The organism is Gammaproteobacteria bacterium, from assembly GCA_015709695.1.
In the GTDB taxonomy this organism is placed as follows: domain Bacteria; phylum Pseudomonadota; class Gammaproteobacteria; order Steroidobacterales.
On record CP054183.1, the window covers coordinates 1,871,349 to 1,892,654 of the forward strand.

Annotated in this window: 22 protein-coding genes; 7 read left to right on the forward strand and 15 right to left on the reverse strand. The window is 69.9% G+C overall.

Translation table 11 applies throughout. From position 1 onward, the window contains the following. Positions 1-2: 2 nt before the first annotated feature. The 3 genes from HRU81_08760 to HRU81_08770 form a co-directional block, all read right to left on the reverse strand. The gene (locus HRU81_08760) at positions 3-1,490 is read right to left on the reverse strand and encodes a DUF4397 domain-containing protein (protein QOJ32182.1); all 1,488 of its coding nucleotides are present in this window, start codon (positions 1,488-1,490) and stop codon (positions 3-5) included. A gap of 31 nt (positions 1,491-1,521) precedes the next feature. Next, the gene (locus HRU81_08765) at positions 1,522-1,947 is read right to left on the reverse strand and encodes a hypothetical protein (GenBank protein ID QOJ32183.1); all 426 of its coding nucleotides are present in this window, start codon (positions 1,945-1,947) and stop codon (positions 1,522-1,524) included. An 82-nt stretch (positions 1,948-2,029) separates the two neighbouring features. Further along, positions 2,030-3,778 carry a L,D-transpeptidase family protein gene (locus HRU81_08770; protein ID QOJ32184.1) on the reverse strand — a complete coding sequence of 583 codons (1,749 nt, stop codon included), beginning with the start codon at positions 3,776-3,778 and terminating at the stop codon, positions 2,030-2,032. A gap of 34 nt (positions 3,779-3,812) precedes the next feature. On the opposite strand from HRU81_08770, the gene HRU81_08775 reads away from it, so the two are divergent. Continuing rightward, positions 3,813-4,376 (forward strand): DUF882 domain-containing protein, encoded by a 564-nt coding sequence (locus HRU81_08775; GenBank protein QOJ32185.1) that lies wholly within the window; start codon positions 3,813-3,815, stop codon positions 4,374-4,376. A gap of 16 nt (positions 4,377-4,392) precedes the next feature. Here the strand turns inward: HRU81_08775 and HRU81_08780 are convergent, their stop codons facing one another. The 3 genes from HRU81_08780 to HRU81_08790 form a co-directional block, all read right to left on the reverse strand. Continuing rightward, entirely contained in the window at positions 4,393-5,463 is a 1,071-nt protein-coding gene (locus HRU81_08780; protein QOJ32186.1) for a PD40 domain-containing protein, read from the reverse strand. Between the two features lie 70 nt (positions 5,464-5,533). After that, complete coding sequence (locus tag HRU81_08785; GenBank protein QOJ32187.1) at positions 5,534-6,691, reverse strand: aromatic ring-hydroxylating dioxygenase subunit alpha; 1,158 nt, start codon at positions 6,689-6,691, stop codon at positions 5,534-5,536. 164 nt (positions 6,692-6,855) lie between these two features. After that, entirely contained in the window at positions 6,856-8,121 is a 1,266-nt protein-coding gene (locus HRU81_08790) for a PD40 domain-containing protein (protein QOJ32188.1), read from the reverse strand. A gap of 211 nt (positions 8,122-8,332) precedes the next feature. Here HRU81_08790 and HRU81_08795 point away from each other — a divergent pair, with 211 nt between their 5' ends. Continuing rightward, positions 8,333-9,787, forward strand: a complete 1,455-nt coding sequence (locus tag HRU81_08795; protein QOJ32189.1) for an FAD-dependent oxidoreductase — start codon at positions 8,333-8,335, stop codon at positions 9,785-9,787. Positions 9,788-9,830: 43 nt separating this feature from the next. Here HRU81_08795 and HRU81_08800 read toward each other — a convergent pair whose 3' ends face one another. Further along, positions 9,831-10,628, reverse strand: coding sequence for a methyltransferase domain-containing protein (locus HRU81_08800; protein QOJ32190.1), 798 nt, complete (start codon positions 10,626-10,628; stop codon positions 9,831-9,833). A 128-nt stretch (positions 10,629-10,756) separates the two neighbouring features. Between HRU81_08800 and HRU81_08805 the strand changes: the two genes are divergently transcribed. From HRU81_08805 to HRU81_08820, 4 genes are read left to right on the forward strand one after another with little or no spacing between them, the layout of a single operon-like run. Next, positions 10,757-11,482, forward strand: coding sequence for a TerC family protein (locus HRU81_08805; protein ID QOJ32191.1), 726 nt, complete (start codon positions 10,757-10,759; stop codon positions 11,480-11,482). A 10-nt stretch (positions 11,483-11,492) separates the two neighbouring features. Then, on the forward strand, positions 11,493-11,921 hold the full coding sequence (locus tag HRU81_08810; GenBank protein ID QOJ32192.1) for a universal stress protein: 429 nt from the start codon (positions 11,493-11,495) through the stop codon (positions 11,919-11,921). A 19-nt stretch (positions 11,922-11,940) separates the two neighbouring features. Beyond that, entirely contained in the window at positions 11,941-12,378 is a 438-nt protein-coding gene (locus HRU81_08815; GenBank protein QOJ32193.1) for a DUF1330 domain-containing protein, read from the forward strand. A 12-nt stretch (positions 12,379-12,390) separates the two neighbouring features. After that, entirely contained in the window at positions 12,391-13,158 is a 768-nt protein-coding gene (locus HRU81_08820; GenBank protein QOJ32194.1) for a phosphatase PAP2 family protein, read from the forward strand. 13 nt (positions 13,159-13,171) lie between these two features. On the opposite strand, the gene HRU81_08825 is transcribed toward HRU81_08820, so the two are convergent. The 3 genes from HRU81_08825 to HRU81_08835 all read right to left on the reverse strand — a co-directional run bounded on the left by HRU81_08825 (position 13,172) and on the right by HRU81_08835 (position 15,745). Next, positions 13,172-13,942, reverse strand: a complete 771-nt coding sequence (locus HRU81_08825) for a hypothetical protein (GenBank protein ID QOJ32195.1) — start codon at positions 13,940-13,942, stop codon at positions 13,172-13,174. A gap of 11 nt (positions 13,943-13,953) precedes the next feature. Further along, a complete protein-coding gene (locus tag HRU81_08830; protein ID QOJ32196.1) occupies positions 13,954-14,925 on the reverse strand; it encodes a hypothetical protein in 972 nt (323 codons plus the stop codon). Between the two features lie 130 nt (positions 14,926-15,055). Beyond that, positions 15,056-15,745, reverse strand: a complete 690-nt coding sequence (locus tag HRU81_08835) for a DUF642 domain-containing protein (protein ID QOJ32197.1) — start codon at positions 15,743-15,745, stop codon at positions 15,056-15,058. Positions 15,746-15,867: 122 nt separating this feature from the next. On the opposite strand from HRU81_08835, the gene HRU81_08840 reads away from it, so the two are divergent. Beyond that, a complete protein-coding gene (locus tag HRU81_08840) occupies positions 15,868-17,109 on the forward strand; it encodes a DUF1015 domain-containing protein (protein ID QOJ32198.1) in 1,242 nt (413 codons plus the stop codon). 2 nt (positions 17,110-17,111) lie between these two features. Here HRU81_08840 and HRU81_08845 read toward each other — a convergent pair whose 3' ends face one another. The 5 genes from HRU81_08845 to HRU81_08865 form a co-directional block, all read right to left on the reverse strand. Then, positions 17,112-17,552 carry an aldehyde-activating protein gene (locus HRU81_08845; GenBank protein QOJ32199.1) on the reverse strand — a complete coding sequence of 147 codons (441 nt, stop codon included), beginning with the start codon at positions 17,550-17,552 and terminating at the stop codon, positions 17,112-17,114. Between the two features lie 6 nt (positions 17,553-17,558). Next, positions 17,559-18,452 (reverse strand): hypothetical protein, encoded by an 894-nt coding sequence (locus HRU81_08850; protein ID QOJ32200.1) that lies wholly within the window; start codon positions 18,450-18,452, stop codon positions 17,559-17,561. 125 nt (positions 18,453-18,577) lie between these two features. Then, on the reverse strand, positions 18,578-18,877 hold the full coding sequence (locus HRU81_08855; protein ID QOJ33351.1) for a lipid-A-disaccharide synthase N-terminal domain-containing protein: 300 nt from the start codon (positions 18,875-18,877) through the stop codon (positions 18,578-18,580). 26 nt (positions 18,878-18,903) lie between these two features. Beyond that, positions 18,904-19,653, reverse strand: coding sequence for a glycosyltransferase family 2 protein (locus HRU81_08860; GenBank protein ID QOJ32201.1), 750 nt, complete (start codon positions 19,651-19,653; stop codon positions 18,904-18,906). Beyond that, positions 19,650-21,263, reverse strand: coding sequence for a glycosyltransferase family 39 protein (locus HRU81_08865; protein QOJ32202.1), 1,614 nt, complete (start codon positions 21,261-21,263; stop codon positions 19,650-19,652). Before HRU81_08865 ends, HRU81_08860 begins: the two co-directional genes overlap by 4 nt. Between the last annotated feature and the right edge of the window lie 43 nt (positions 21,264-21,306).

A 21,306-nucleotide genomic window follows, 5' to 3' on the forward strand; every position in this document is an offset into this window, starting at 1 on the left:
CCTCAGGGCGGCGCCGGGCAGTCCTGCAGGCCGGGGTCGTCATCCACCGAAAGGAACCCCACCGGCAGCACGCCACCCAGGCTGTCGGTGATCAGCTCCGTGTAGATGCCACCGGCGGCCAGCGTCATGCGCTTGCTCAGCAGCACCACCGGCGGACCGGCGGTTGCCGCGGTGTCACCGCGCGCCAGGACCACCTGGTAATCGCCCGGCACCAGCTGCCGGTAGCCGATGTCCGAGCCCAGCACCAGGTTGTAGAAATCCGGCTCCTCGTCATCGAGCGCAGCACAGGGCGGGGTGATGTAGAGCTCCAGCCGGTCGGTGGCGGGGTCGCCCTCCAGCGTCGCCGACGCGGCCAGCGAGAAATCGACGACGCGCAATTGCGCTGCCGTGGCCATGCGCCGCGTGCCCAGCAGGGTCTGCATCCCGGTGGTGGTGGTCGTGTCGGTGTCGGCAACCAGGCCATCGATCACCATGGTGCTCGCCACGCCGGCAGCCAGCGTCCCGGACAGGGTCCTGGCGCTGACACCGGCATCGGCTGCCTTCTGGGTCTTGATGCCGTAGGCACCCGGCGCGATGCCATGGAACGCGCCGACGAAGCCGTAGGGCTGGGCGCACTCCTCCAGCACGGTGTCGGTCTCGGTGGTCAATGGATCGCAGGCTTGCCTCGCGGTGCCATCCACGGAGAGCGCATTGATGAAGCTGTCGATCGCGTAACTGCCAGGCGAGGCGTTGACGAAGCGTGCCTGGGCCTTGGCCGCCTTGTCCAGGATCAGGGCAGAACCACTTCCCGACAGCACCACGAGGTTGATCCTGCGCGTCGCCGAATCGACCCCCGGGTTGGCGATGATCGCCACCGTCCATGCGCCCTCCAGCGGCAGGTACAGCTGGCCCGAATCGAGCAGCACGGTCTGCGGCTGCCCGGCTTCGGTGACAACGATCTGGTTGTTGCCGCCGGTGACCTCGACCTCGGACGTGTAAGCCTTGTAGGCCAGGCCCGCCGTGAGCTGCGTGCCCGGGTTGGCCAGGGTCCCGGGCGCGAGCAGGTACACGTCGACCGGCCCGACGGCGGAGCTGGCGTTGATGAACTGCAAGCGGGTCTTGCCCGTGGGCACGCCGCGGGTACGGGTGGCGATCTGCACCACCTCCTCGGCCTGGCCCGCTGCCTGTCCCAGCACCACCAAGGTCAGCTCGTCGTTGACGGCGAAGGAGTGGCTGGCATCGTGCAGCGTGCGGTAGGCCGGGCTCGCATCCGCGGGCAGCGCCTCGTCGATACGCACCGCGGTCTGCCCGGCCGCCTGCACCACCCAGGGCGTGCCCGAGCCGTAGTCGTAGCCGCTGGCCCGGGTCGCGCCATTGACGATCAGCGACATGCGCGATCCGTCCGGCACCGCATTGAGGATCCGCACGGCGCTGCTGCTCGCGTCCTGCTTGTTGACGCAACCGCCGGTGCCGGCCATCAGCAGCACCACCATCCATGTCCATCGCTTCATTCTTCTTCTCCGCCCGGCGGGGTCGCGATCGCTAGGGCAGGCAGGTGGAACCTTCACGAGGCAGCAGCGGGAAGCCGGCCGGCTGCTGAAGTGTGGCGGTATCGGCAGGCGGGTCCACTTCCGGCGGCAGCAGGTACAGCCTGCCGTCATTCTCCAGCTGCGTGCGGTAGGCACCGCGCAGCATCCAGTCCGTGGCGCGGAACTCGTCCGGCTTGCGATCCGGGGCGATATAGGTGTGGACGCAACCGCTCCAGAAGACAATCAGTGCGCGTCCGCTGTCGGTCGGATACTTGAAGGTGCCCTCCCGGCCCGGGCGCAGTTCATTGTCCTCGACGAGGACCGTATGGCCGCTGTTGTTGTAGAAGCGGACCACGGACATCCCGGGCCCCTTCTGGAACAGGCTGCAGGAACTGAGTGCCAGCAGCGCGGCCAGCGGGATGAGCGACCTGATCTTCATTCTGCATTCTCCATGGCCGGCGCGTCTTCGCCCAGGCGGGGTGTGGCAATCCAGCTGCCTATTGTGCCGGTCCCGGGCCGGCTCACAAAGGATCGGGTGCGAATTTCCCCAGTCCGGCGACCTGGCGGTCGGGCCGCTGCAGGCTGACCGGTCCATCCAGGGCGGCGAGCAGCGCCGCGTCCCGGCCATAGACATCGCGGTAGAAGCGCGTCACGCCCGAGCGGTCCGCCACCGCGGTGAGGTAGACCAGCAGCACCGGCACCGGCGAGCGCAGCCGGACGCGCCGCGTCTTGCCGGTGGCGATGGCGGCTTCCAGCGCCTTGCGGTCCCACTGCGGATCATCCAGCACCAGCGCCGCGAGCGCCAGCGGGTCTTCGACGCGGATGCACCCCGAGCTGAAGTCGCGCTCCGGCTTGTCGAACAGCGCCCTGGCCGGCGTATCGTGCAGGTACACCGCGTACCGGTTGGGAAACATGAGCTTGATGCGGCCGAGGGCATTGTTCGGCCCCGGCTCCTGACGCAGCGTGTAGGGAATGCCGCGGCCGTAGGCCGCCCAGTCGATGCCCCGCGGGTCCACCGTCCGCCCGTTGCGATCGATGACGCTGATGTTCTCGCGCGCCAGGTAGCCCGGATCGCGCCGCAGCTTCGGCAGGATGTCCTCGCGCAGGATGGTCGGCGGCACCGTCCAGGTGGGGTTGAGGTCGAGGTAGGTCATCAGCCCGCCGAAGATCGGTGTCTGCCGCGCCGCCCGGCCCACGACCACCCGGCTGCTCCAGACCACGGCATGCTCGCGCACGAAAGCGACGCGAAAGCCGGCCACGTTGACCACGACGTAGGTGTCCGGCACATCGTCGGCCAGCCAGCGCACCCGCTCCAGGGACATGCGCAGCTGGTCGACGCGGGCCTGTGCGGGCACATTGAGGGCCGCCAGGGTCCTGGCTCCCACGCTGCCGTCACGGGCCAGGGCATGGCGCTCCTGGAAACGCTGTACCGCGCCGGCAAGGGCGGCATCGAACAACCCGGCATCGCCTCCGTCCGGGCCCGCCGGCAGGTCGCCTTCCAGCGTCAGCCGCTGGCGCAGCACGGCCACGCGGGCATCGCGGTCCCCGGTGCGCAGCACCGGCCCGTCGGCCACGAGCGGCCAGCCGCCACCCGCGACGATGGCGCGGTAGTGTGCCAGCGCCTGCTGCAGTTGCCGGTACCAGGGCCCGCCAGGCAGCCGGCTTTCCAGGAAGCCCTGGAGCGAGGGCGCCGCCACGGCCTCGGCCAGCACGGTGACGGGATCGGCATCGTTGGCGAAGCCCCGGCGGAAATTCCAGGCCGGCTCCATCGCTGCCGGATCCACCTTGCCGAAGTGCAGCTGATGGCCGTAGCGGATCAGGGCCTCGGTGAGCAGCAGGTCGAGTTCCGCCCGGGAATCCGGCCCGGCAGCCGCCGGCACCAGCGCCTGCAATCGGCTGGCGAAGAAGTCCTCCGGGTCGAGGCCATGCTCGGCGGCCCGCCCGATGAGCGTGCGCAGGCCCGCCACGCGGGCCGGGTCGTCCCACGCCGGCTGGTAACCGCGCCGGGCATAGAACTCGGCGAGGATGTCTTCACGGCCCAGCACAACGCCCTGCAGCTCGAGCCGGCCAGCCGTACGCAACTCGGTCACCCGCTGGCGCAGCGCGGCAACCAGCGCATCGCTGCCATCTGCCAGGGCAGGCTGCACCCCCGCCAGCAGCAGCGTCAGCAGCAGGAACAGCCACCGCGGCGGAGAACCGCGGCCCGGCTCATTCACGGAAGTGCGCAGGCCGTCGTTGCCGCATGAGGCGGCCTCTGGGAGAATCGCCATCTTCTGTCAAACAGCCTCGGCTCAGAAAAGAGGCATGCGGGAGGGACGCGTGGAGGAAATTCGCAACCGTCGCGGCCTGCTGAAGGCCGTCGGGCTGCTGCTGCCCGCGGTGCCGCTGGCACTGTCTCCCGTCGCCGCGCTGGCCCGCACGCGCCGCACCCGGGAGCTGCGCTTCTACCACACGCATACTAGCGAAAAACTCGCGGTCGTGTATGCCGAGGATGGCGCCTACATTCCGCAGGCGCTCGACGAGATCAACCACCTGTTGCGCGACTTCCGCAGCGGGGCCGTGCACCCCATCGACCCGCGGCTGCTCGACGTGCTGCATGATGTGCAGGCCATGAGCGGCAGCTCCGGGCGCTACGAAATCATCTCCGCATTCCGTTCCCCGGCCACGAACGAGATGCTGCGGCACAAGTCCTCAGGCGTCGCGCAGAAGAGCCTGCACCTGCAGGGCCAGGCCGTGGACGTGCGCCTCGAGGGTCTTGCCACCAGTAACCTGCGCCGTGCGGCCCTGTCCCTGGGCCGCGGCGGCGTGGGCTACTACCCCGACTCGGACTTCGTGCACCTCGACACCGGGCGCGTCCGCGCCTGGTAGCCGCCGGCGCCCGGGATCAGGGCTTGCCTGGCACCATGGGCTGGCCCCATTCCGGGTTCCAGTCCACGCGGCGCTCCGGCCCGATATCCAGCGACGACACATCCATGACGAAGGTGCGGATGTCGCTCATGAACTTCGCGCCGGTCGCGCGGCCCCAGTTCATCTTCTTCCCGTCCGGCGAAACCTGCGCCAGGATGTCCATCTTGTCGTAGTAGGTGAGCCGGCGCGGCTCGCCGCCGGCGAGATCGCCGAGGTAGATCTCCCAGTTCGTCGGCGTCTCGGCGCGCACGAACACGTAGTGGCGGCCGTCGGGCGCCGGCGTCGGATGCCAGTTCATGCCTTCGTCGAAGGTATGGCGGCGCCAGTCGCTGCCGTCGCGACGGATGCTGAACACCGTCATCGGCGTGGGCTTGGTTTTCTTCTGGTCCGCGGTGCGCCAGGCACGGAAGATGATGTGGTCGCTGTCCGGCATGAAGAACGGCGCGCCCTCCTCCCAGTCCGCGGCGCGGGTCACCTGCTGCTCGCCGGTGCCGTCGGGACGGATCACCCAGATGTCCATATGGCCGTCGGTCTGGCGGCCGAAGGTCACCCACTGCCCGTCCGGGGACACGGACACCTCGGCCTCGTAGTACTTGTTGTTGGTCAGCCGCCTGACGTTGTTCCCCTTCCAGTCCGAGATGTAGAGCTCGGCGCCCTGCGGGTAGTTGTCGGGATCGGTCCAGTCCCCCGCCGGGACATCCAGGTGATCGCGGGTGGACGTCCACACCACGCGCTTGCCATCGGGGAAAAAGAAGGAGCAGGCATCCTGGCCACGGCCATTGACCCGCCACAGCTCCTTGCCGTCATCGGAGAAGATCCAGGTGAGATTGCCCAGCCCGCCGCGCGCGCCCGGCACCGCCTGCGGGTCGTTCGTCTGCGCAATGAGATGGCGCGAGTCCGGTGCCCAGTAGGCTTCGGCCGCATTGGGCTTGATGGGCACCATGCGGCTCGGCAGTTCGGCGCCTGTCGCCGGCGCATCGGCCGCGACAGCGGCGAATCCGACGGACATGAAACCCAGGGCCATGCCCGTGACAATCCTCTTCTTCATCGTTCCTCTCCCCTGCAACAGCTGCGTCCCAGTCCGCGCCCACCGACCCGGTAGCCGGGCCGGCGGTACTTCAACCACTCCGGGCCACGGCATCCGTCGCCGCGGCACCGCGCGCCGCCATCAGCGGCACCGCATCCAGCACCCAGCCCTTCGGCTCCAGGCGCCGCGCCGGGCCCGGGATCACGTAGGTCTTGTACGGTCGCTCGCGCGCCACCCGCGCGGTGTCGATGCGCCAGCCGCGTGCCTCCCAGTCCTTGAGCCACTCGCGATATCGGGCCACGGCGCGATCGGCGGGCACCAGCAGCTCGTGCGCATTGGTCTCCGGCGTGAATCTCGGCTCGAGGTCTGCCAGCACCACGACGTCCTGGTTGCGCACCACCGCATTGCGCTCCCTGAAGCGGGCGTCGTGCTCCGGCCCCTGCAGGAAGTTGCGGGTCTGGACCAGGAAGCTGCGCGAGCTCAGTTCGTCGATGGGCGTCTTGAACGAATTCTGGTTGATGGCGTACTGGGCCGTCGGGCGGATGCGCGTGATCATGCAGGTCGGCCCGTGGTGGAAGGTGCCGGCCTCGATCAGCGCATTCTCGCTGCGCCCCGATGCCTGCTGCATGCCCGGGTCCTTGAGCGGCGGCGAGAAGTAGGTGGTGATGAACCCACAGCCCCAGGCCTGCTCCTCGATGTTCAGCTCCGGCACGAAGTAGTCCTCGCGGCTGCCGGAGAAGCCGTGGGTCGGGTGCACGTACTCGTTGTGGGCCGGATCGAGGCCGTTCTCCACCGCGCGGCGGAAGTCACCCTGGCCGATGCTGTCCTCGCAGCTGGCGTACCAGCCAGGCTGGCCATACTCGGGGATGTCCATGATGGGCGGGCGCTCGGCCTCCGGCAGGTCGCCGAGAAACACATGCACCAGCCCGTAGCGCTCCTCCACCGGATAGGCATCCACGCGGGCACGCCCGGGAATCCGCTCCTGGCCCTTCGGGCCCAGCGACGGAATCTTCCGGCACCGGCCTTCGCCGTCGAACTGCCAGCCGTGATAGGGGCACTCGATGCAGTCGCCACGCAGGCGCCCTCCGGCGAGGGATCCGCCGCGGTGCACGCAGACATTGGCGAGGCAATGCGCCTTGCCGGTACCGTCACGCCAGAGGACGAAGTCCTGTCCCAGCATGCGCAGCTTCAACGGCTGGTCTGTGACCTTGTCACTCCACTCCGCGGCATACCAGAAATTGATGAACATCGCGCAGGCTCCGGGCGAGACGACATGCAGCCCCGGTCATGCCGCCAAAAGGAAAGGGCCCACCCCTCCGGCGGTCAGCCGACGGGGTGGGCCCGGATTCGCGCGGGCGTCCGCCGGATCCCGGGCAGCTGGGATGCGGGCGGCCGCATACGACATGGCTGGCCCTACTTCTTTCCGGCAGGCCGCTTGCTGAAGGCGGCGATGTCGGGATCCTCGACCCAGCCGGCGGGGCGCTCGGCCTTCGCCGGGATGCTGCCCTTGAAGTTCTCCGGCCCGATGTTGAGCGAGGAGATGTCCATCACGTAGGTCCAGAGCCCCGACCCCATGCCGGAGCCCTCGCTGCGCGCGAACAGCAGCTTCTTGCCATCCCAGGATGTCGCCGGGAAGCCGTCGAAGGTCTTGCTCCAGGTGATGCGCTGTGGCTCGCCGCCGGCGAGATCGTTCATGACGACCTCCCAGTTGTTGCCGTCGAACACGCGGACATAGAAGAAGTGGCGGCCGTCCGGGGCCGGATACGGGGCCCAGTTCATGTCGTAGGTGAAGGTGCGCGGCTGCACGTCCGAGCCGTCGGTCTTCATGGTGAAGATCGTCATCGGCGTCTGGTTGCGCTGGCCGGTATCCTTGGCGAGCTTCTCCAGGCGGTTCTTCTCGCTGGTCTTCCAGGCGCGGAAGATCAGGTGCTCGCCGTCCGGGGTGGGATACGGCGCACCTTCCTGCCAGTCCTCGGTGAAGGTCAGCTGCTGCTCGCCGGTACCGTCGATGCGCATCTTCCAGATATCCATCTTGCCGTCGATCTGCCGGCCGAAGAACACCCACTTGCCGTCGAGCGAGGTGGTCACCTCGGCCTCGTAGTACTGGTTGTTGGTCAGGCGCTTGATGTCGCCGCCCTTGAGGTCGGAGGTGTAGAGCTCCGCGCCCTGCGGGTAGTTGTTGTCGTTCGACCAGTCACCGAGCGGCATGTCCATGTGGTCGCGGGTGGAAGTCCAGATCAGGCGCTTGCCATCGGGAAGCACGAACCAGGAGCAGGCGTCCTGGCCATGGTCGTTGATGCGCGTGATCTCCTCGCCGGTGTCGGTGAAGGTGTAGGTCAGCGCGCCACCGACGCGCTCGCCCTCGGGATGCTGGGCGGCCGGATCCTGGGTCTGGGCGATGACGTGGAGGTTGTCGGGCGAGTAGTACGCTTCCGCCGCCTGCGGAATGTTCGGGATCTTGCGGACCGGCAGTTCCTTGCCGGCCCATTCCGGCGGCGGGCCGGTGTCGGCACTGGCCTGGGACACGGCATCCGGCTTCTGCGCAGGCGGCGCCTGTGTCGCGGAACCACCGGCAGCGTCGCCCTGCGGCGTGCTCGCGGGTTTGCTGCAACCTGCCAGCGCCACGGCCAGCAGGGCCAGGGCGGATGCAGCCCACTTCGAGGTGGAAACGAGTGTCATGACGGCAATCCCCCTTGTTTGGATCCTTGGTTGGGAGTGGACTTCGGGAACCGATGGTGAGGGCCGCTGCCCGAAGGAGCACCGCGGATCATAGTAAAAAATGGCGGGCCCGGACAGCAGCGCGGCGAAACGCCGCGGCAACGGTTCCCGGTATACTCGCCCGCCAGAAGCCCGCGCTTCGCCAACCGCTCCAGCCACCGGAACTCCTGCCATGAACAAGCATCAGCAGATCCTCGATCGCCGCAGCCTGCTCGCCGGCGCCGGCGCCACCGCCGCCCTCGCCGCCCTGCCCCGTGCGCTGCGGGCACAGAACCACAGCCAGGTGCTGGTCCTCGGCGCCGGCCTCGCCGGCCTGCAGGCCGCACTGATCCTGCAGGAAGCGGGCATGAACGTGCGCGTCATCGAGGGCAGCAACCGCGTCGGTGGACGCGTGCTCTCCCAGCGTGAGGTGCCTGGCAATCCGGAATCCGGTGGCACCTCGTTCGCCCCGGGCTACGCCCGCCTGATGTCGGCCTGCGCCAGCCATGGCGTCGAGCTGGTGGACCTGACGCCCATCTTTCCGTTCTTCAACCAGCGCGACCTGTTCCTCGGCACCGAGCGCATCAGCGGCAGCGCCTGGGCCACGCACCCGAAGAACCCGTTCCCTGAACCGCTGAAGAAAATCCTGCCGTTCCAGTTCCTCGGTGCCTCCATCGGCCCGAAGAACCCGCTGACGACCAACGATGCCTGGCTGGCCGCGGCCAACTCCGCACTCGACGTGCCGCTGGAGACCTGGCTGAAGGGCCAGGGCTGGTCCGATGCCATGATCCACATGGGCTACGACATCGACCCCGGCTGGGGCGACTCGGCCCGCGATGTCTCCACATTGATGATCCTCGGCGCGCTGAAGTTCGCCCAGACCCAGCGCGAGCTCGCCAAGGGCAAGCCGGGCTTCTACATCGCCAAGGGCGGCAACCAGTCCATTCCGGAGGCGATGGCCAAAGCGCTGAAGACCCCGGTGGAGTTCCGCAGCAAGGTCGTGGCGATCGACGCCGGCAAGGCCGGTGTCGAGGTACGCTGCGCGGACGGCAGGAAGTTCCACGCGGATCACGTCGTCTGTTCGATCCCCACCACCGTGCTGCGCAAGATCAGGATCACGCCGGCGCTGCCGCCGGCGCAGGCCAGGGCGATCGGTGAACTGGGCGTGCAGAGCATCAGCCTGATGCACGTCGTGCCGAAGACCCCGTTCTGGGAGAAGGATGGCTCGACGCCGGGCATGGCCAGCGACGGCCTCATCAACATGGTGATCGCCGAGCGCAAGGGCGCCGACCCGAAGGAAGTCACCAGCCTGACGGTATGGCTGAAGGGGCAGAATGCCGCGAAGATGGACCGGCTCAGCGATGCCGCCGCCAGGAAAGCGGTCGTCGCCGAGTTCGAGAAGTTGCGCCCGGCCGCACGCGGCCAGCTCGAGGTGCTCGCCTATCACTCCTGGAAGCAGGATGAGTTTGCCCTCGGTGACTGGGCCGTCTGGCATCCCGGGCAGATCAGCGCCTTCTCGCAGGTAATCGGCAAGGCCCATGGGCGCCTGCATTTCTGCGGGGAGCACACCGCGGTGTCCAACCGCGGCATGGAGGGCGCCATGGAGTCCGGCGAGCGGGCCGCCCTGGAAGTCGTGCAGGCCGCCTGACCGGCGACGCCGCGGGCCGTCCGCTGTCGCGCCCGGCCGCGGCTCAGTCGCGCAGGGCCCAGACCGTGGTGCCCGCGGTCGCCATGTGTGCCAGCAGACGCGCCGGTGGCAGGGCGCGGATCGCGCCCACCACCGTCGCCTGCAAACCGCCGAGCGGCTGCTGCGCGAGGACATCGAAGCGGTCCAGCGTCTGGAAGCCTCGCGCGCGCAACCAGCGCGACAGGCCGTAGTACGAGAACCAGTTCACCGCCGGGTAACGCGCATGGTTGGCCCATTGCGGGTGCGTCGTCAGCGACCGGCGCACGCACCAGCGCTTCACCGGCCCCGGGTACCAGGAGTATCCGGGCAGCGTGAATTCCTCCTGCCGCGGGCACAGCCAGCTGGTCGTCGACAGGTAGAGCAGTCCCCCCGGCCGCAGCGTGCGCACCGCTTCCCCGAGGCAGGCCTCCCACTCGGCCACATGCTCCAGCAGTTCGGGAAGCAGCGCCACGTCGACGCTGGCGGAATCGTAGGGCAGTGCCGTCGCCGAGCCGACATCGAAGCGGATCGGCAGCGAACGCTCCGCGGCGCGTCGCCGGCCGAGCACGACCAGCGGTTCGTTGACGTCGATCGCCGCGACCTGGTGGCCCAGCCCGGCCCAGAGCATGGCCTGGGTGCCGGCGCCACAACCGATGTCGAGAACGCTGAAGGGTCCGTGGCGGCCGCGCCGCGCCAGCAGGGCCAGCGCGCGGTCACGCACGCGCTCGAAGCGCTGCACCGTCCCGGCGGACAGGCTCTCGCGCGCGTAGTAGTCGAAGAAGCTGGGGTCCGAGCTGTGGTCGAATCCCGTGGGCTGTGGCATGAGCTGCTTTCGTGATTCCCCGCCGGACGGCTGCCCGCGAACCTAACAGCAAAGCACCGGCCGGCCAAGTGCGGGGGTCGCAGCCCGCCCATCACGCCCGGGCAATCCAGTAGACTGTGCCCCACGCCATGGATGTCACCAACCCGGAATTCTGGATCGCCATCGGGCAGATCATCCTCATCGACATCCTGCTCGGTGGCGACAACGCCGTGGTGATCGCGCTCGCCTCCCGCCGCCTGCCGCAGGAGCAGCGCCGGCAGGCGATCTTCTGGGGCATCTTCGGCGCCGTGGCGCTGCGCGTGGTGCTGATCTTCTTCGCGCTCCAGCTGCTGCGGGTTCCCTTCCTCAAGCTGGGCGGCGGCCTGCTGCTGCTGTGGATCGGCGTGAAGCTGCTGCTGCCGCAGGAAGAGGGCGCAGGGCGCGACATCGATGCCAGCGCCAACCTGCTCGGCGCGATCAAGACCATCATCGTCGCCGACGCGGTGATGAGCCTGGACAACGTCATCGCCATCGCTGCCGCCGCCAAGGACCACGTCGGCCTGGTGGTATTCGGCCTGGTCATCAGCGTGCCGATCATCGTCTGGGGCAGCCGCTTCGTCCTCAGGCTGATGGACCGCTTCCCCATCGTCATCGTCGGTGGCGCAGCCCTGCTCGGCTGGATCGCCGGCGACATGATCGCCCACGACGTCGCCATCCACGATCATGTGGCAGGCTTGCTGCCGGGTCCGCTCGCCTGGGCGCCGCCGGTGGCGGGGGCGCTGCTGGTGGTGGTCATCGGCAAGCTCCTGGCGGCCCGCCGCCCGCCCGTCGCGGCGGCCGGCCCGGTGGACCTGGCGCGCCGGGATACCGAGTGAGGAGACCGACATGCTGATCCTGCTGGTTGCCGTCGATGGCTCGGCCTACTCCGACCGCGCCCTGGGCTACGCCATGGCAAGGGTGGCGAACTCGCGCGAAGCCGTGGAACTGCGGCTGCTGAACGTGCAGCTGCCGCTCGGCGGCGTCAACGTGAAATTGTTCATCAGCGCGGAGAGCCAGCAGGAGTACTCGCGCGAGCAGGGCCTGGAGGTGCTGGCCGCATCACGCGAGCGCCTGGCGCAGGCCGGCATCGCCTGCCAGCACCACATCGGCGTCGGCGATCCCGGCCAGGTCATCGCCGACTACGCCCGCAGCACCGGCTGCGCCGAAGTGATCATGGGCACCCAGGGCCGCGGCGCGCTGGCCGGGGCGGTGATGGGCTCGGTGGCACAGAAGGTGGTCAACCTGTCGCCGGTGCCGGTGGTGCTGGTGAAATGACCTGATCGGGAGCCGTCACATGGCCGAAGACATCCATGTCGATCCCACCCGTGCGAGCTTCGATGCCTTCAAGGCGTTGCCGCGCGACACGCCGATCCACATGCTGAACCTGCTGCGGTTCCGCAGCCTGGCCGAGTACCCGGCCGGACACGGCCATGCCGGCCGCGGCCTGACGGGAGCCCAGGCCTACGACGAGTACGGGCGCGCCAGCCAGCCGGTCTTCGCCAGCGTCGGTGGCCGCATCGCCTGGCGCGGTCGCATGGAATGCATGGTCACCGGCCCGCAGGACAAGCAATGGGACCTGGCGTTCATCGCCGCCTACCCGAATGCGGCTGCGTTCCTCGCCATGATCACCGATCCCGCCTACAAGCAGGCCGTCGTGCACCGGCAGGCGGCGGTGCTCACCAGCCGGCTGATCCGCTTTGCGCCGCTGCCGGCAGGCGCCAGCTTCGGCTGAGGAGGCATGACCATGGACAGGCAGATGATCCGCCGGCTTGCTGCATCCACGCTCGCTGCGGTGCTGCTGGCCGCATTGCCCGGTTGCGCCACGGCCCCCGCCGCAGCGCCGGATGCCGTGTCGGCCGCCAGTGTCCGGCGAGCCCCGGCCACACGCTATCTCGAGGCGGGCCAGCCCGATCTCCTGCGCTTCCTGCCGCCACCGCCGGCCGCCGACTCGCCGGAGCAGGCCCGGGATCTCGCCGCCGTGCTGGCGAGCCAGGCCGCGCGCACCCCGGCGGAGGTCGAAGCCGCGCGTCGCGACCAGACCGTCTCGGTCGCGCACTTTGCCGATGTCCTCGGACCCGCATTCACCGCGGAGAACCTGCCACGAAGCTTCGCGCTGGCCGGCAAGGCCTGCCGCGAAACGAGCTTCGCGGTGGCGGCGGCCAAGCGCCACTGGGATCGCCCGCGGCCGTTCAGGGCCAGCGCGGAAGTCAGGCCCGTGATCGGCAACGTCAGCGAGGGCTCCTACCCGAGCGGCCACGCGGCCTGCGGCTACCTGTGGGCCATCCTGCTGGCCGACCTGCTGCCGGCGCAGCACGATGCGCTGTTCGCCAGGGGCATCGCCTATGGCCAGAGCCGGGTGGTCGGCGGCGTGCACTACCCGACCGACCTCGCTGCCGGCCGCCTGGCAGCCGCCGTGGTCGCCGCGCAGATGTTTGCCAGCGCGACCTTTCGCGCCGACCTCGAGGCAGCAAGAACGGAAATGGCCGCGGCCGGCCTGGCGCCGACCCCCTGACCGCGCGCGGGAGTTACTGCTGCGGCACCTGGATCCGCGCCAGCGTGGCACCCGCCTGGTCGTTGCGCAGTTCGTACTCGGCCACGGAGGTCGTGATCCGCCCCCCGCCCGGTCCGGGCTGTACCCCCGTGATCCGCAGCAGGACGTCGGCGGAAACGTTGGCGTAAGGCCCGATCCGGTCCCGCACTCCCTGCGCCTCGGCTGCCGGCACCTTCCAGGTCTGCGCGACCAGGCCGTTGTCGAATCCGACATCCACCTTCTGCCCGAACGCGCTGTAGGTCACCAGCGAACTCGGTGCCAGCGCCCTGACGGTGAACTCGCCGTAGGTCGGGTCGTAGTCGCTCAGATTCGCGGCCATGGTCACGCGGAGCAGGCCGGCGCCACGTACCGCAGCCGCAGCCGCCTCCAGCTCGGCCCTCACCGCCGCACGCTGGGCAGCCTTGTCGATCGCCGGCGCGAATCTCACGCGGTTGTCGTCCTCGACCCAGCGGTCGAGTGGCAGGGGCAGGCCCGCAAGGTCGTAATAGAGGAGCACCATGGTGCTCTCGTCCGGGTTGACGAGCTGGCCACTGCGGCTGGCGAAGGCACCGCCACCCGTGAGTGCCGCCGGGACTTGCGGCGCCGCTGCAGCAGACGAGCCAGGCGCGCCGGCCGCGGGCGCTGCGCCGGCCGCGGCATCGGCAGCGGTGGCACCCGGCCCGGGAGCGGCCGCCGGCGGAGCCGGGTTGCCGCATCCGGCCATCGCGCAGGCGAGGATGGCGAGTCCCGAAAGTCTTCGCATCATGGTGACTGACCTCACAGGGTGGGCGAGCCGGCGTTCTTCGACGCTTCCTCGACCGCTTTCGAGCGCTTCTGCTGCTCGGCCTGCTCGAGGGCCTGCTCGGTCGAGGTCACGAGCTGGTAGCCGCCGGCCTGGTCGACCACGCCGACATCCATGGAGCGGGCAAGGCCAGGATTGTCCTGCATGGGAATGACGTGCGCCTCGATCACCAGGCCGCAGTCGGGCGAGAGGTTCACGCCGCCGGATGCGCCCGTGCCCACGCAGCTGTTGAACAGCGGCGAGGTCTCGGTGACCGGCCGGCCGCGCGGGTCGTAGATCCAGCGCATCCAGCGCTGGCCCGGCTGGTCGATGTTCATGCCCGGATTGCCGTACTTCTTGATGAGGGCATCGGCGACGGCGGGCATCGCGGGATTCTTGCCCTCGGCGAACCATTCCTCGCGGCCGGCGGCAATGACCTTCTCCGCGCCGGGCAGGCCCATCGTGGTGACCGTCCACTTCGCCTGCCCCGGCTTGAGGTCGTAGCGCACCGCGTTGCCGCTGCGCGCCATCATGTCGTCCTGCATCTCCTCCATGATCTGCTTGCTGGTCTTCTCCACCCTCGGCTCGGCCAGGCGCGCCGTGAAGCCCTGGCGCAACGGCGTCCCGTAGGTCTGGATGTTGAAGCCGCCGGTGCCGCCGCTGGTGACGACCATGAGTTCGTTGCTGCACATCACGACGTTGGCCGCCTCCTCGTAGGTCATGCCCGGCCGGACCCCGACCACGTCGGCGACCGGCGCGCCGGCAGCCGGCGCCGGTGTCTTCACCTCGGCCGGGCAATCGACGTCGCCCCGCACCTCCTCGGCGACTTCCTCGGCCGTGGCATTGCCGGATGCGGCTGGCCTCGGCGCCGAACCCGTCGCGGCCGGCCCGGCGCCAGGCGTCGCGTCATTCTTGCCGCCACAGGCGGCGAGCAGGATCATCGATGCGAGAGCGATGAGGACATTCACGGTACGCATGCTGTCTACCCCCCTGGTTGTCAGCAGTGGCCGCAGGCTGTCCCGGCGGGACGATGCGGCGCAGCATGGCGGCATCTTAATGCAAGGCAGCTCGTCCGGAGCAAGTGCCCCGGCCAGTCGTTCATTCAGGGCCGGCCGGTGCACCCGCTGCCGTGGGGACCGGCAGCAGCGACACATCGTCGAGCCCGTTGCTGTTGTCACCGGCCGGGTCGCGGTTGATGAACGCAATCGTCATGGTGCTGCCCGCGGCGACCACCGGCATCCGGAACCGTCCCCAGCCCTGCTGGCCGGCAATGGACCGGTCATTGCGCGCGGTGCCGAGTGACTGGCCATCGACGAATACCTCGATGGTGCTGGAGGTGCCGAACCCGGCAGCGGCCACGTTGCCCACCCAGAACGCCAGCTCGTAATTTGCACCCGGTTGCGTCCTGACTGTCTGCTGCACGCCCGCCGGCTGGTTGGTGCCTGGCCCGGTCATGTCCAGCCACTGCTGGCCGCCATGGGCGAGGAAGCGGATGCCGCTCTGCGCGTAGTCGCCGCTGATGGGCGAGACGATGCCGGTACCGACCACCTCCCAGCCATCGAAGGCCTGGCCGACCGGCACGCTGAGGTAGCGGCCCCTGGCCACGACGGGCTGCTCGAAGCCCCCGTTCGTGATCAGGTTGCCCGCCTGCCCGGCCTTGCCAAGGGCACCGAGGATATCCGTGAGCTTCCTGAGACTGTCATCGCCGTGCCCGGCACGCGGCATGGCGAGCGATATGGCCAGGGCGAAGGTCAGGCCCAGGGCGGGAATCCGAGAGTCCAGGCGCATGTACCGCTCCCGTTCTTGTTCTTGTGCCGCCGATACTACTCCAGGAACCGGGCACAGGGCAGCAGCTGGACGCCGCCATCGCCGTTCTGCACACTGCGCCGCCCCGGAGAACGGAGGCGACCATGCCCACCCTGATCAAGCCCCTGCGCGGCCTGCGCCCGGCGGATGGCCGCGCCGCCGACGTCATCGCCCCGCCCTACGACGTGCTGAACTCCGCCGAAGCGCGGCTGCGCGCGGCCGGGCGGCCGGCTTCGTTCCTGCATATCTCGAAGCCCGAGATCGACCTGCCGGAGGACATCGATGTCCATGACCCGCGGGTCTACGCCAGGGGTGCGGAGAATTTCCACGCCATGGTGGCCAGCGGCGTGCTGGTGCGCGAGCCCTCGCCCCGCTACTACGTCTACCGCCTGCGCATGGGTGCGCATGTGCAGACCGGCATCGTCTGCACCGGCAGCGTCGCCGCCTACGATGCCAACCGCATCCGCAAGCATGAGTACACCCGGCCGGACAAGGAAGACGACCGGGTGCGACAGATCACGGCGCTCAACGCCCAGACCGGCCCGGTGCTGCTCGCCTACCGCGCCAGTGATACGGTGCGCGGCATCCTCGCCGAGGTCGCCCGCGGCAGGCCGCTCTGCGAGGCCACGGCCGACGACGGCATCGTGCACACGCTCTGGCGCGTGGACGACGCCGGCACCGAGCGGCGCCTGACCGGCCTGTTCGATGCCATGGACGCGCTCTACATCGCCGATGGCCACCACCGCTCGGCCGCGGCCTCGCGGGTCGCGGCAGAGCTGCGCGGCCGCAGCGGGGCTGCAGGCGGCGAGCAGCCCTTCGAATATTTCCTCTGCGTCGCCTTCCCGCACGACGAGATGCAGATCCTCGACTACAACCGCGTGGTCAGGGATCTCAACGGCCACAGCCCGGAGGCGTTCCTCGCGGCCGTGGCATCACGCTTCGACGTCGAGCCGGCCACCGGCCAGGCGCGTCCGCGCCAGGCCGGCGAGTTCGGCCTGTTCCTCGCCGGACGCTGGTATCGGCTGCGCATCCGGCCGCAGCATGTGCCGGCGGATCCGGTGGCGAGCCTCGATGTCAGCCTGTTGCAGGACAACCTGCTGCAGCCCCTGCTCGGCATCCACGACCCGCGGACCGACCGGCGGATCGACTTCGTCGGCGGCATGCGCGGACTGGGCGAACTCGAGAAGCGCGTGGGCAGTGGCGAGATGGCGGTGGCCTTCGCGCTGTACCCCACCAGCATGGCGGCGCTCATGGCGGTGGCCGACGCCAACCAGGTCATGCCGCCGAAATCCACCTGGTTCGAGCCGAAGCTGGCCGACGGCCTGGTCTCCCACGTCCTCGATTGAGCTCAGACCGGTCCGTAGACCGGGGTCCAGGCAACACGGCGCCGGGCCCGGCGCTCTTCCACGGTCTCCGGGCCGCAGCGCTGCGGCCTGGCGCTGGCCAGGCCGCGCGGCCGTTCACGCAGCGCGTTGACGTGGATACTGGCGACGGCGCCGCTGCCGGTCATCAGCACCGCGGCGATGCACACGCCGCACTCCCTGCAGATGAGGTAATCGGCCGTGCGCAGGCCGAAGCGATAGCGGCGCAGGCGATCGGGATACACGTAGCGGAAGTGCACCGCTCCGGCAGGATCCGCGGTGGCGAGTGCCCCGTGGCCGCGGCAGAAGCCGCACTGGCAGGCCTGCACCACCCAGGCGCGTGGCGAGCGGCGCGTCTCGAAGGTGAATTCCAGCGCCCCGCAGTGACAGCTCCCGTCGTAGCCACGCAGTGCGGGAGCGGCGCCCATGGCCCGTCAGGGCGCCGTGCCCGCCGGGGCCGGCACCGGGCGATCCACCGCCATCGGCGCCTCGCTGGAGGCCGGCTCGTCGGGTGCGGGCGCGAGGAATTCCGCATGGGCGTAGCCCGAGGGGATGGCGAACTCGGCCGCCGCCAGGTCGCGCTGGGCCAGTTCCACGACTTCGCGATCCACGCGCTCGCGCTCTGGCGGCGTGCCGCCGGGTCCGCCCTGGCGTTCCCGCTGGATGATCTGCCTGAGCATCAGGCCGTGCGCCTGCATGCGCTCCACCGCGGCACGCATGTCCGGCGCCGCCCAGCCGATGCCGGCATCCTCGCTGACCCGCAGGCGCAACCAGGTTGCCGCCAGGTGCGCCCCGCCAGGCCACGGTGCGGCCCAGAACTCATGGCGCTCCTCCCACTGGCGGCTGCCTTCCGGCGCCGCGGCCGCCGGCGGCGTGTGCTCCAGGTAGCGCAGTCGATAGACATAGTGGCGTGTCGCCAAGCCGTGGACCACCGGGCCGGCCTCATCCAGGTCCTGCAGCAGGCTGACCTCGGCAATCGTCTGCACGGCGGCGTCACCGGGAATCTCGGACACGGGCTCCATGCCGGTGGTATCCAGCGGTGTCACCATGCTGCGTCCCGGGTCCACCTGGAAGGCGTCGTTGCCGTTGGCGATGATGTAGGAGCCAGCCGGCGCCAGGCTGTCGCCGCCCTCGCGCACCACCACCTTGCAGTCCGTGCCGGCAGCGAAGACTTCGCGCACCTGGCGGAACGGGCCGGTTGCGGCCTCGATGGCCTCGGACTCGCGGAACACCAGGGCGGCGGATGCCGCGGCCATGCCCATCGGCACGAACAGCAGCAGCGCAGCCGCCGCGGCCCGCCAGCCCGGGGGATGCACTCCTGCTGCCACGCGCGCAATGCGAACCACCGCTGACCCGCTTCCCGGCCCTGGATGGCCGGCCCGTGGCCATTCTCCGCCCTGCGGGCGGGCCCTGACAACGGCCGGCTGCGGGCAGCCCGGACAGCCTCGGCCCGTCAGGCAGCGGTATCGCCGGTTCGCAGTGCGGGCGGCTGCCGGCGCTCGCGGCGGATGAGGCTCAGGTTGCGCCCGTAGACCAGGAAGCCAAAGGCCTGGCCGAGCGTGAACACCAGGTCGTGCCGGTGCAGGGCGTAGGCCAGCAGGATCACCGAGCCACCGATGCTCAGGTACCAGAAGCCGAGCGGCACGATGCTGCGCCCCTGCCGTTCACTGACCAGCCACTGCACCACGAAGCGACCGGCGAACAGCGCCTGACCCAGCAAGCCGACGCTCACCCAGACGGTATCGGTGGTCAGATGGGAAAGCAGGCCATCGATGAGGCTCATGACGGGGATGACTCCGGTTCCTCGACCTGCCACTCGGTACGGCGGTTGCGGCGACCGAGCCAGGCCACGCCAAACAGGTCGACGACGCCGACGAACAGGCGGTTGGCCACGCCGTACTTCGACTGCCCGCGCAGCCGCGGGCGATGATTGACCGGCACGGACAGCACCTGCCCCCCGCCCTGGCGCACCAGCACCGGCAGGAAGCGGTGCATGTGGTCGAAGTACGGCAGGGCCAGGAATGCGTCGCGGTGCAGGAGCTTCAGCCCGCAGCCGCTGTCCGGGACGCCATCGTGCAGAAGCGCATTGCGCGCGGCATTCGCCACGCGGGACGATGCGCGCCGCAGCCAGTGGTCACGGCGCCCGGCGCGGCGATCGCCGATCACCAGCTCCACCCTGGCCGGCAGCCCGGGCCCGCGCAGCCGCGCCAGCATCCGCGGGATGTCGGCGGGATCGTTCTGCCCGTCGCCATCGAGGCTCGCCACCCAGGGGAAGCGCGCCGCGCGCACGCCGGTGACCAGCGCGGTGCTCTGTCCCGCGCGGCATCGGTGCCGCACGACACGGACCCGGGAACCGAGCTCCGCGCGCGCCTGGTGCATCTCCGCCAGCGTCGCATCGGTGCTGGCATCGTCCACCATCACCAGCTCGAAGTCCTCGCCGTCCAGTGCAGCGAAGACTTCGCGGGCCAGCGGCAACACGTTGCCGCCCTCGTTGAAGAACGGGATGACCACCGATATGCCCGGGCTCATGTTGCATGCCTCCGCTCGCCCTCCCAGGCCAGGCCGGGACCGCAGCTCCACAGCCGCAGGGTCAGACCGCGGAAAGGCGCGTGATAGAGCGGCGCCGCACCCGGTCTCGGGGGACTGCCCGGCTGGCGCCGGTCGATCACCAATCCCTCCGGGTGCCGCGCGCACCAGCCCGCTACGCCACCGGCACCCACGTTCTGGACCGGAACCGTCAGGCGGGCGAAGAAGCCGAACTCGCCGTTGTAGGCAGAGGTGCTGGCCAGCGGAGCCCCGGCGCTGGCATAGCGTCCGATGACGCGGGCCGCAGGCCCGACGTCGTAGCGGGTCGCCAGCGGCGCGGTGACGAAGATCACCAGCAGCAGCGTCAGCACCAGGCTGCCCCCCGCCGCCATCCAGCGCACGCCAGCCAGCGGCGGCAGGCGGCGCAGCGCCAGGGCCACCGCCACGGCGACAGCGGCCAGGCCACAGACTAGCGCCCAGGGCAGTGATACCGCCGCCGCGCCGCCGGCACGCAGGATCACAGCAGCGGCCGCAACAATCGGCAGGGCGATCCAGACCAGGGCCGGCACGGCCAGCGGCACGGCTTCTCCATCCCGGCTGGCTGCAGCCAGCCCGGCGGCTGCCAGCAGCACCACGCCCGGCAGCCAGGGCAGCAGGTAGTGGATCTGCTTGCCGCTGATGGCGCTGAAGCCGATGAACACCGGCACCAGCCCGCAAAGCAGGAAGCGCAGGCCGCGGTCACCCTGCTCCAGCAGCCGGCGCACCCCCGACCAGACCCGCGGCCAGATGCACCAGGGCAGCGCCAGCAGCGGCAGCGCCAGAAAATAGAACCACCACGGGCGCCGGTGCGCGAAACTGTCGGTGACCCGGCCGGCGGTCTGGGTCCAGAGGATTTTCTCCCGATACGCGTCGCCGCCGAACAGTGCCGCCGGCACCACCCACAGGCCGGCCAGCAGGATGCCGCCCGCCACGGCCGCTGCCGTGCGCCGGTACCAGCGGCGCAGATCGCTGGCGGATGCCAGCCAGAGCGGTGCCAGCAGCGCGGGCGGCAGCAGGTGGAGCAGGATCACGGGTCCCTTCGCCAGGACGCCGAGGGCGATGGCCAGCCCATACAGCGCATGCCCGCGCCAGCTGCCCGATGCCGCCTGCACCAGCCCGATCAGGCCGAGCAGCACGCAGCTGGCGAGCAGCATGTCGAACATCAGCGCCACGGCGAAGATCATCCAGGCCAGCGTGCCGGCCATCATCCAGGTGGCGAGCTGGCGCAGCTGCGGCAGCCGCGGCCAGAGGTGCGAGGCCAGCACTCCCACCAGCGCGGTGTTCGCTGCGGCGAGGAGCGCGGGGATCAGCCGCGGCCACCATTCGCTGACGCCGAACAGAGCCCAGCCGGCGTGGATCATCCAGAAGAACAGCGGCGGCTTGTCGGAGTAGGCCTCGGTGTTGAGCACCGGGACCAGGAAATGCCCCTGGGACCACATTTCCCAGGCGACGTTGATGTAGCGGGTTTCGACCGGTGGTATCAGCGGGCGCAGCAGCAGCGCCAGCGAGGCCGGCAAGGCCAGCACCAGCACCCAGCCCCAGCGGCCGGGCGCGCCTGCATATGGTGGATCCATGCGCGTTGGACGTCCCGGCGGGCCCGGATCAGTCGCCGCCGGC

Excerpts from the sequence above, each read along its gene's own strand:
- HRU81_08865 (QOJ32202.1), bottom strand. The coding sequence starts at position 21,263 with ATGGATCCACCATATGCAGGCGCGCCCGGCCGCTGGGGCTGGGTGCTG.
- HRU81_08775 (QOJ32185.1), top strand. The coding sequence starts at position 3,813 with ATGCGGGAGGGACGCGTGGAGGAAATTCGCAACCGTCGCGGCCTGCTG.
- HRU81_08790 (QOJ32188.1), bottom strand. The coding sequence starts at position 8,121 with ATGACACTCGTTTCCACCTCGAAGTGGGCTGCATCCGCCCTGGCCCTG.
- HRU81_08770 (QOJ32184.1), bottom strand. The coding sequence starts at position 3,778 with ATGGCGATTCTCCCAGAGGCCGCCTCATGCGGCAACGACGGCCTGCGC.
- HRU81_08820 (QOJ32194.1), top strand. The coding sequence starts at position 12,391 with ATGGACAGGCAGATGATCCGCCGGCTTGCTGCATCCACGCTCGCTGCG.
- HRU81_08840 (QOJ32198.1), top strand. The coding sequence starts at position 15,868 with ATGCCCACCCTGATCAAGCCCCTGCGCGGCCTGCGCCCGGCGGATGGC.
- HRU81_08810 (QOJ32192.1), top strand. The coding sequence starts at position 11,493 with ATGCTGATCCTGCTGGTTGCCGTCGATGGCTCGGCCTACTCCGACCGC.
- HRU81_08760 (QOJ32182.1), bottom strand. The coding sequence starts at position 1,490 with ATGAAGCGATGGACATGGATGGTGGTGCTGCTGATGGCCGGCACCGGC.
- HRU81_08800 (QOJ32190.1), bottom strand. The coding sequence starts at position 10,628 with ATGCCACAGCCCACGGGATTCGACCACAGCTCGGACCCCAGCTTCTTC.
- HRU81_08785 (QOJ32187.1), bottom strand. The coding sequence starts at position 6,691 with ATGTTCATCAATTTCTGGTATGCCGCGGAGTGGAGTGACAAGGTCACA.
- HRU81_08835 (QOJ32197.1), bottom strand. The coding sequence starts at position 15,745 with ATGCGCCTGGACTCTCGGATTCCCGCCCTGGGCCTGACCTTCGCCCTG.
- HRU81_08780 (QOJ32186.1), bottom strand. The coding sequence starts at position 5,463 with ATGAAGAAGAGGATTGTCACGGGCATGGCCCTGGGTTTCATGTCCGTC.
- HRU81_08795 (QOJ32189.1), top strand. The coding sequence starts at position 8,333 with ATGAACAAGCATCAGCAGATCCTCGATCGCCGCAGCCTGCTCGCCGGC.
- HRU81_08765 (QOJ32183.1), bottom strand. The coding sequence starts at position 1,947 with ATGAAGATCAGGTCGCTCATCCCGCTGGCCGCGCTGCTGGCACTCAGT.
- HRU81_08805 (QOJ32191.1), top strand. The coding sequence starts at position 10,757 with ATGGATGTCACCAACCCGGAATTCTGGATCGCCATCGGGCAGATCATC.
- HRU81_08815 (QOJ32193.1), top strand. The coding sequence starts at position 11,941 with ATGGCCGAAGACATCCATGTCGATCCCACCCGTGCGAGCTTCGATGCC.
- HRU81_08860 (QOJ32201.1), bottom strand. The coding sequence starts at position 19,653 with ATGAGCCCGGGCATATCGGTGGTCATCCCGTTCTTCAACGAGGGCGGC.
- HRU81_08825 (QOJ32195.1), bottom strand. The coding sequence starts at position 13,942 with ATGATGCGAAGACTTTCGGGACTCGCCATCCTCGCCTGCGCGATGGCC.
- HRU81_08845 (QOJ32199.1), bottom strand. The coding sequence starts at position 17,552 with ATGGGCGCCGCTCCCGCACTGCGTGGCTACGACGGGAGCTGTCACTGC.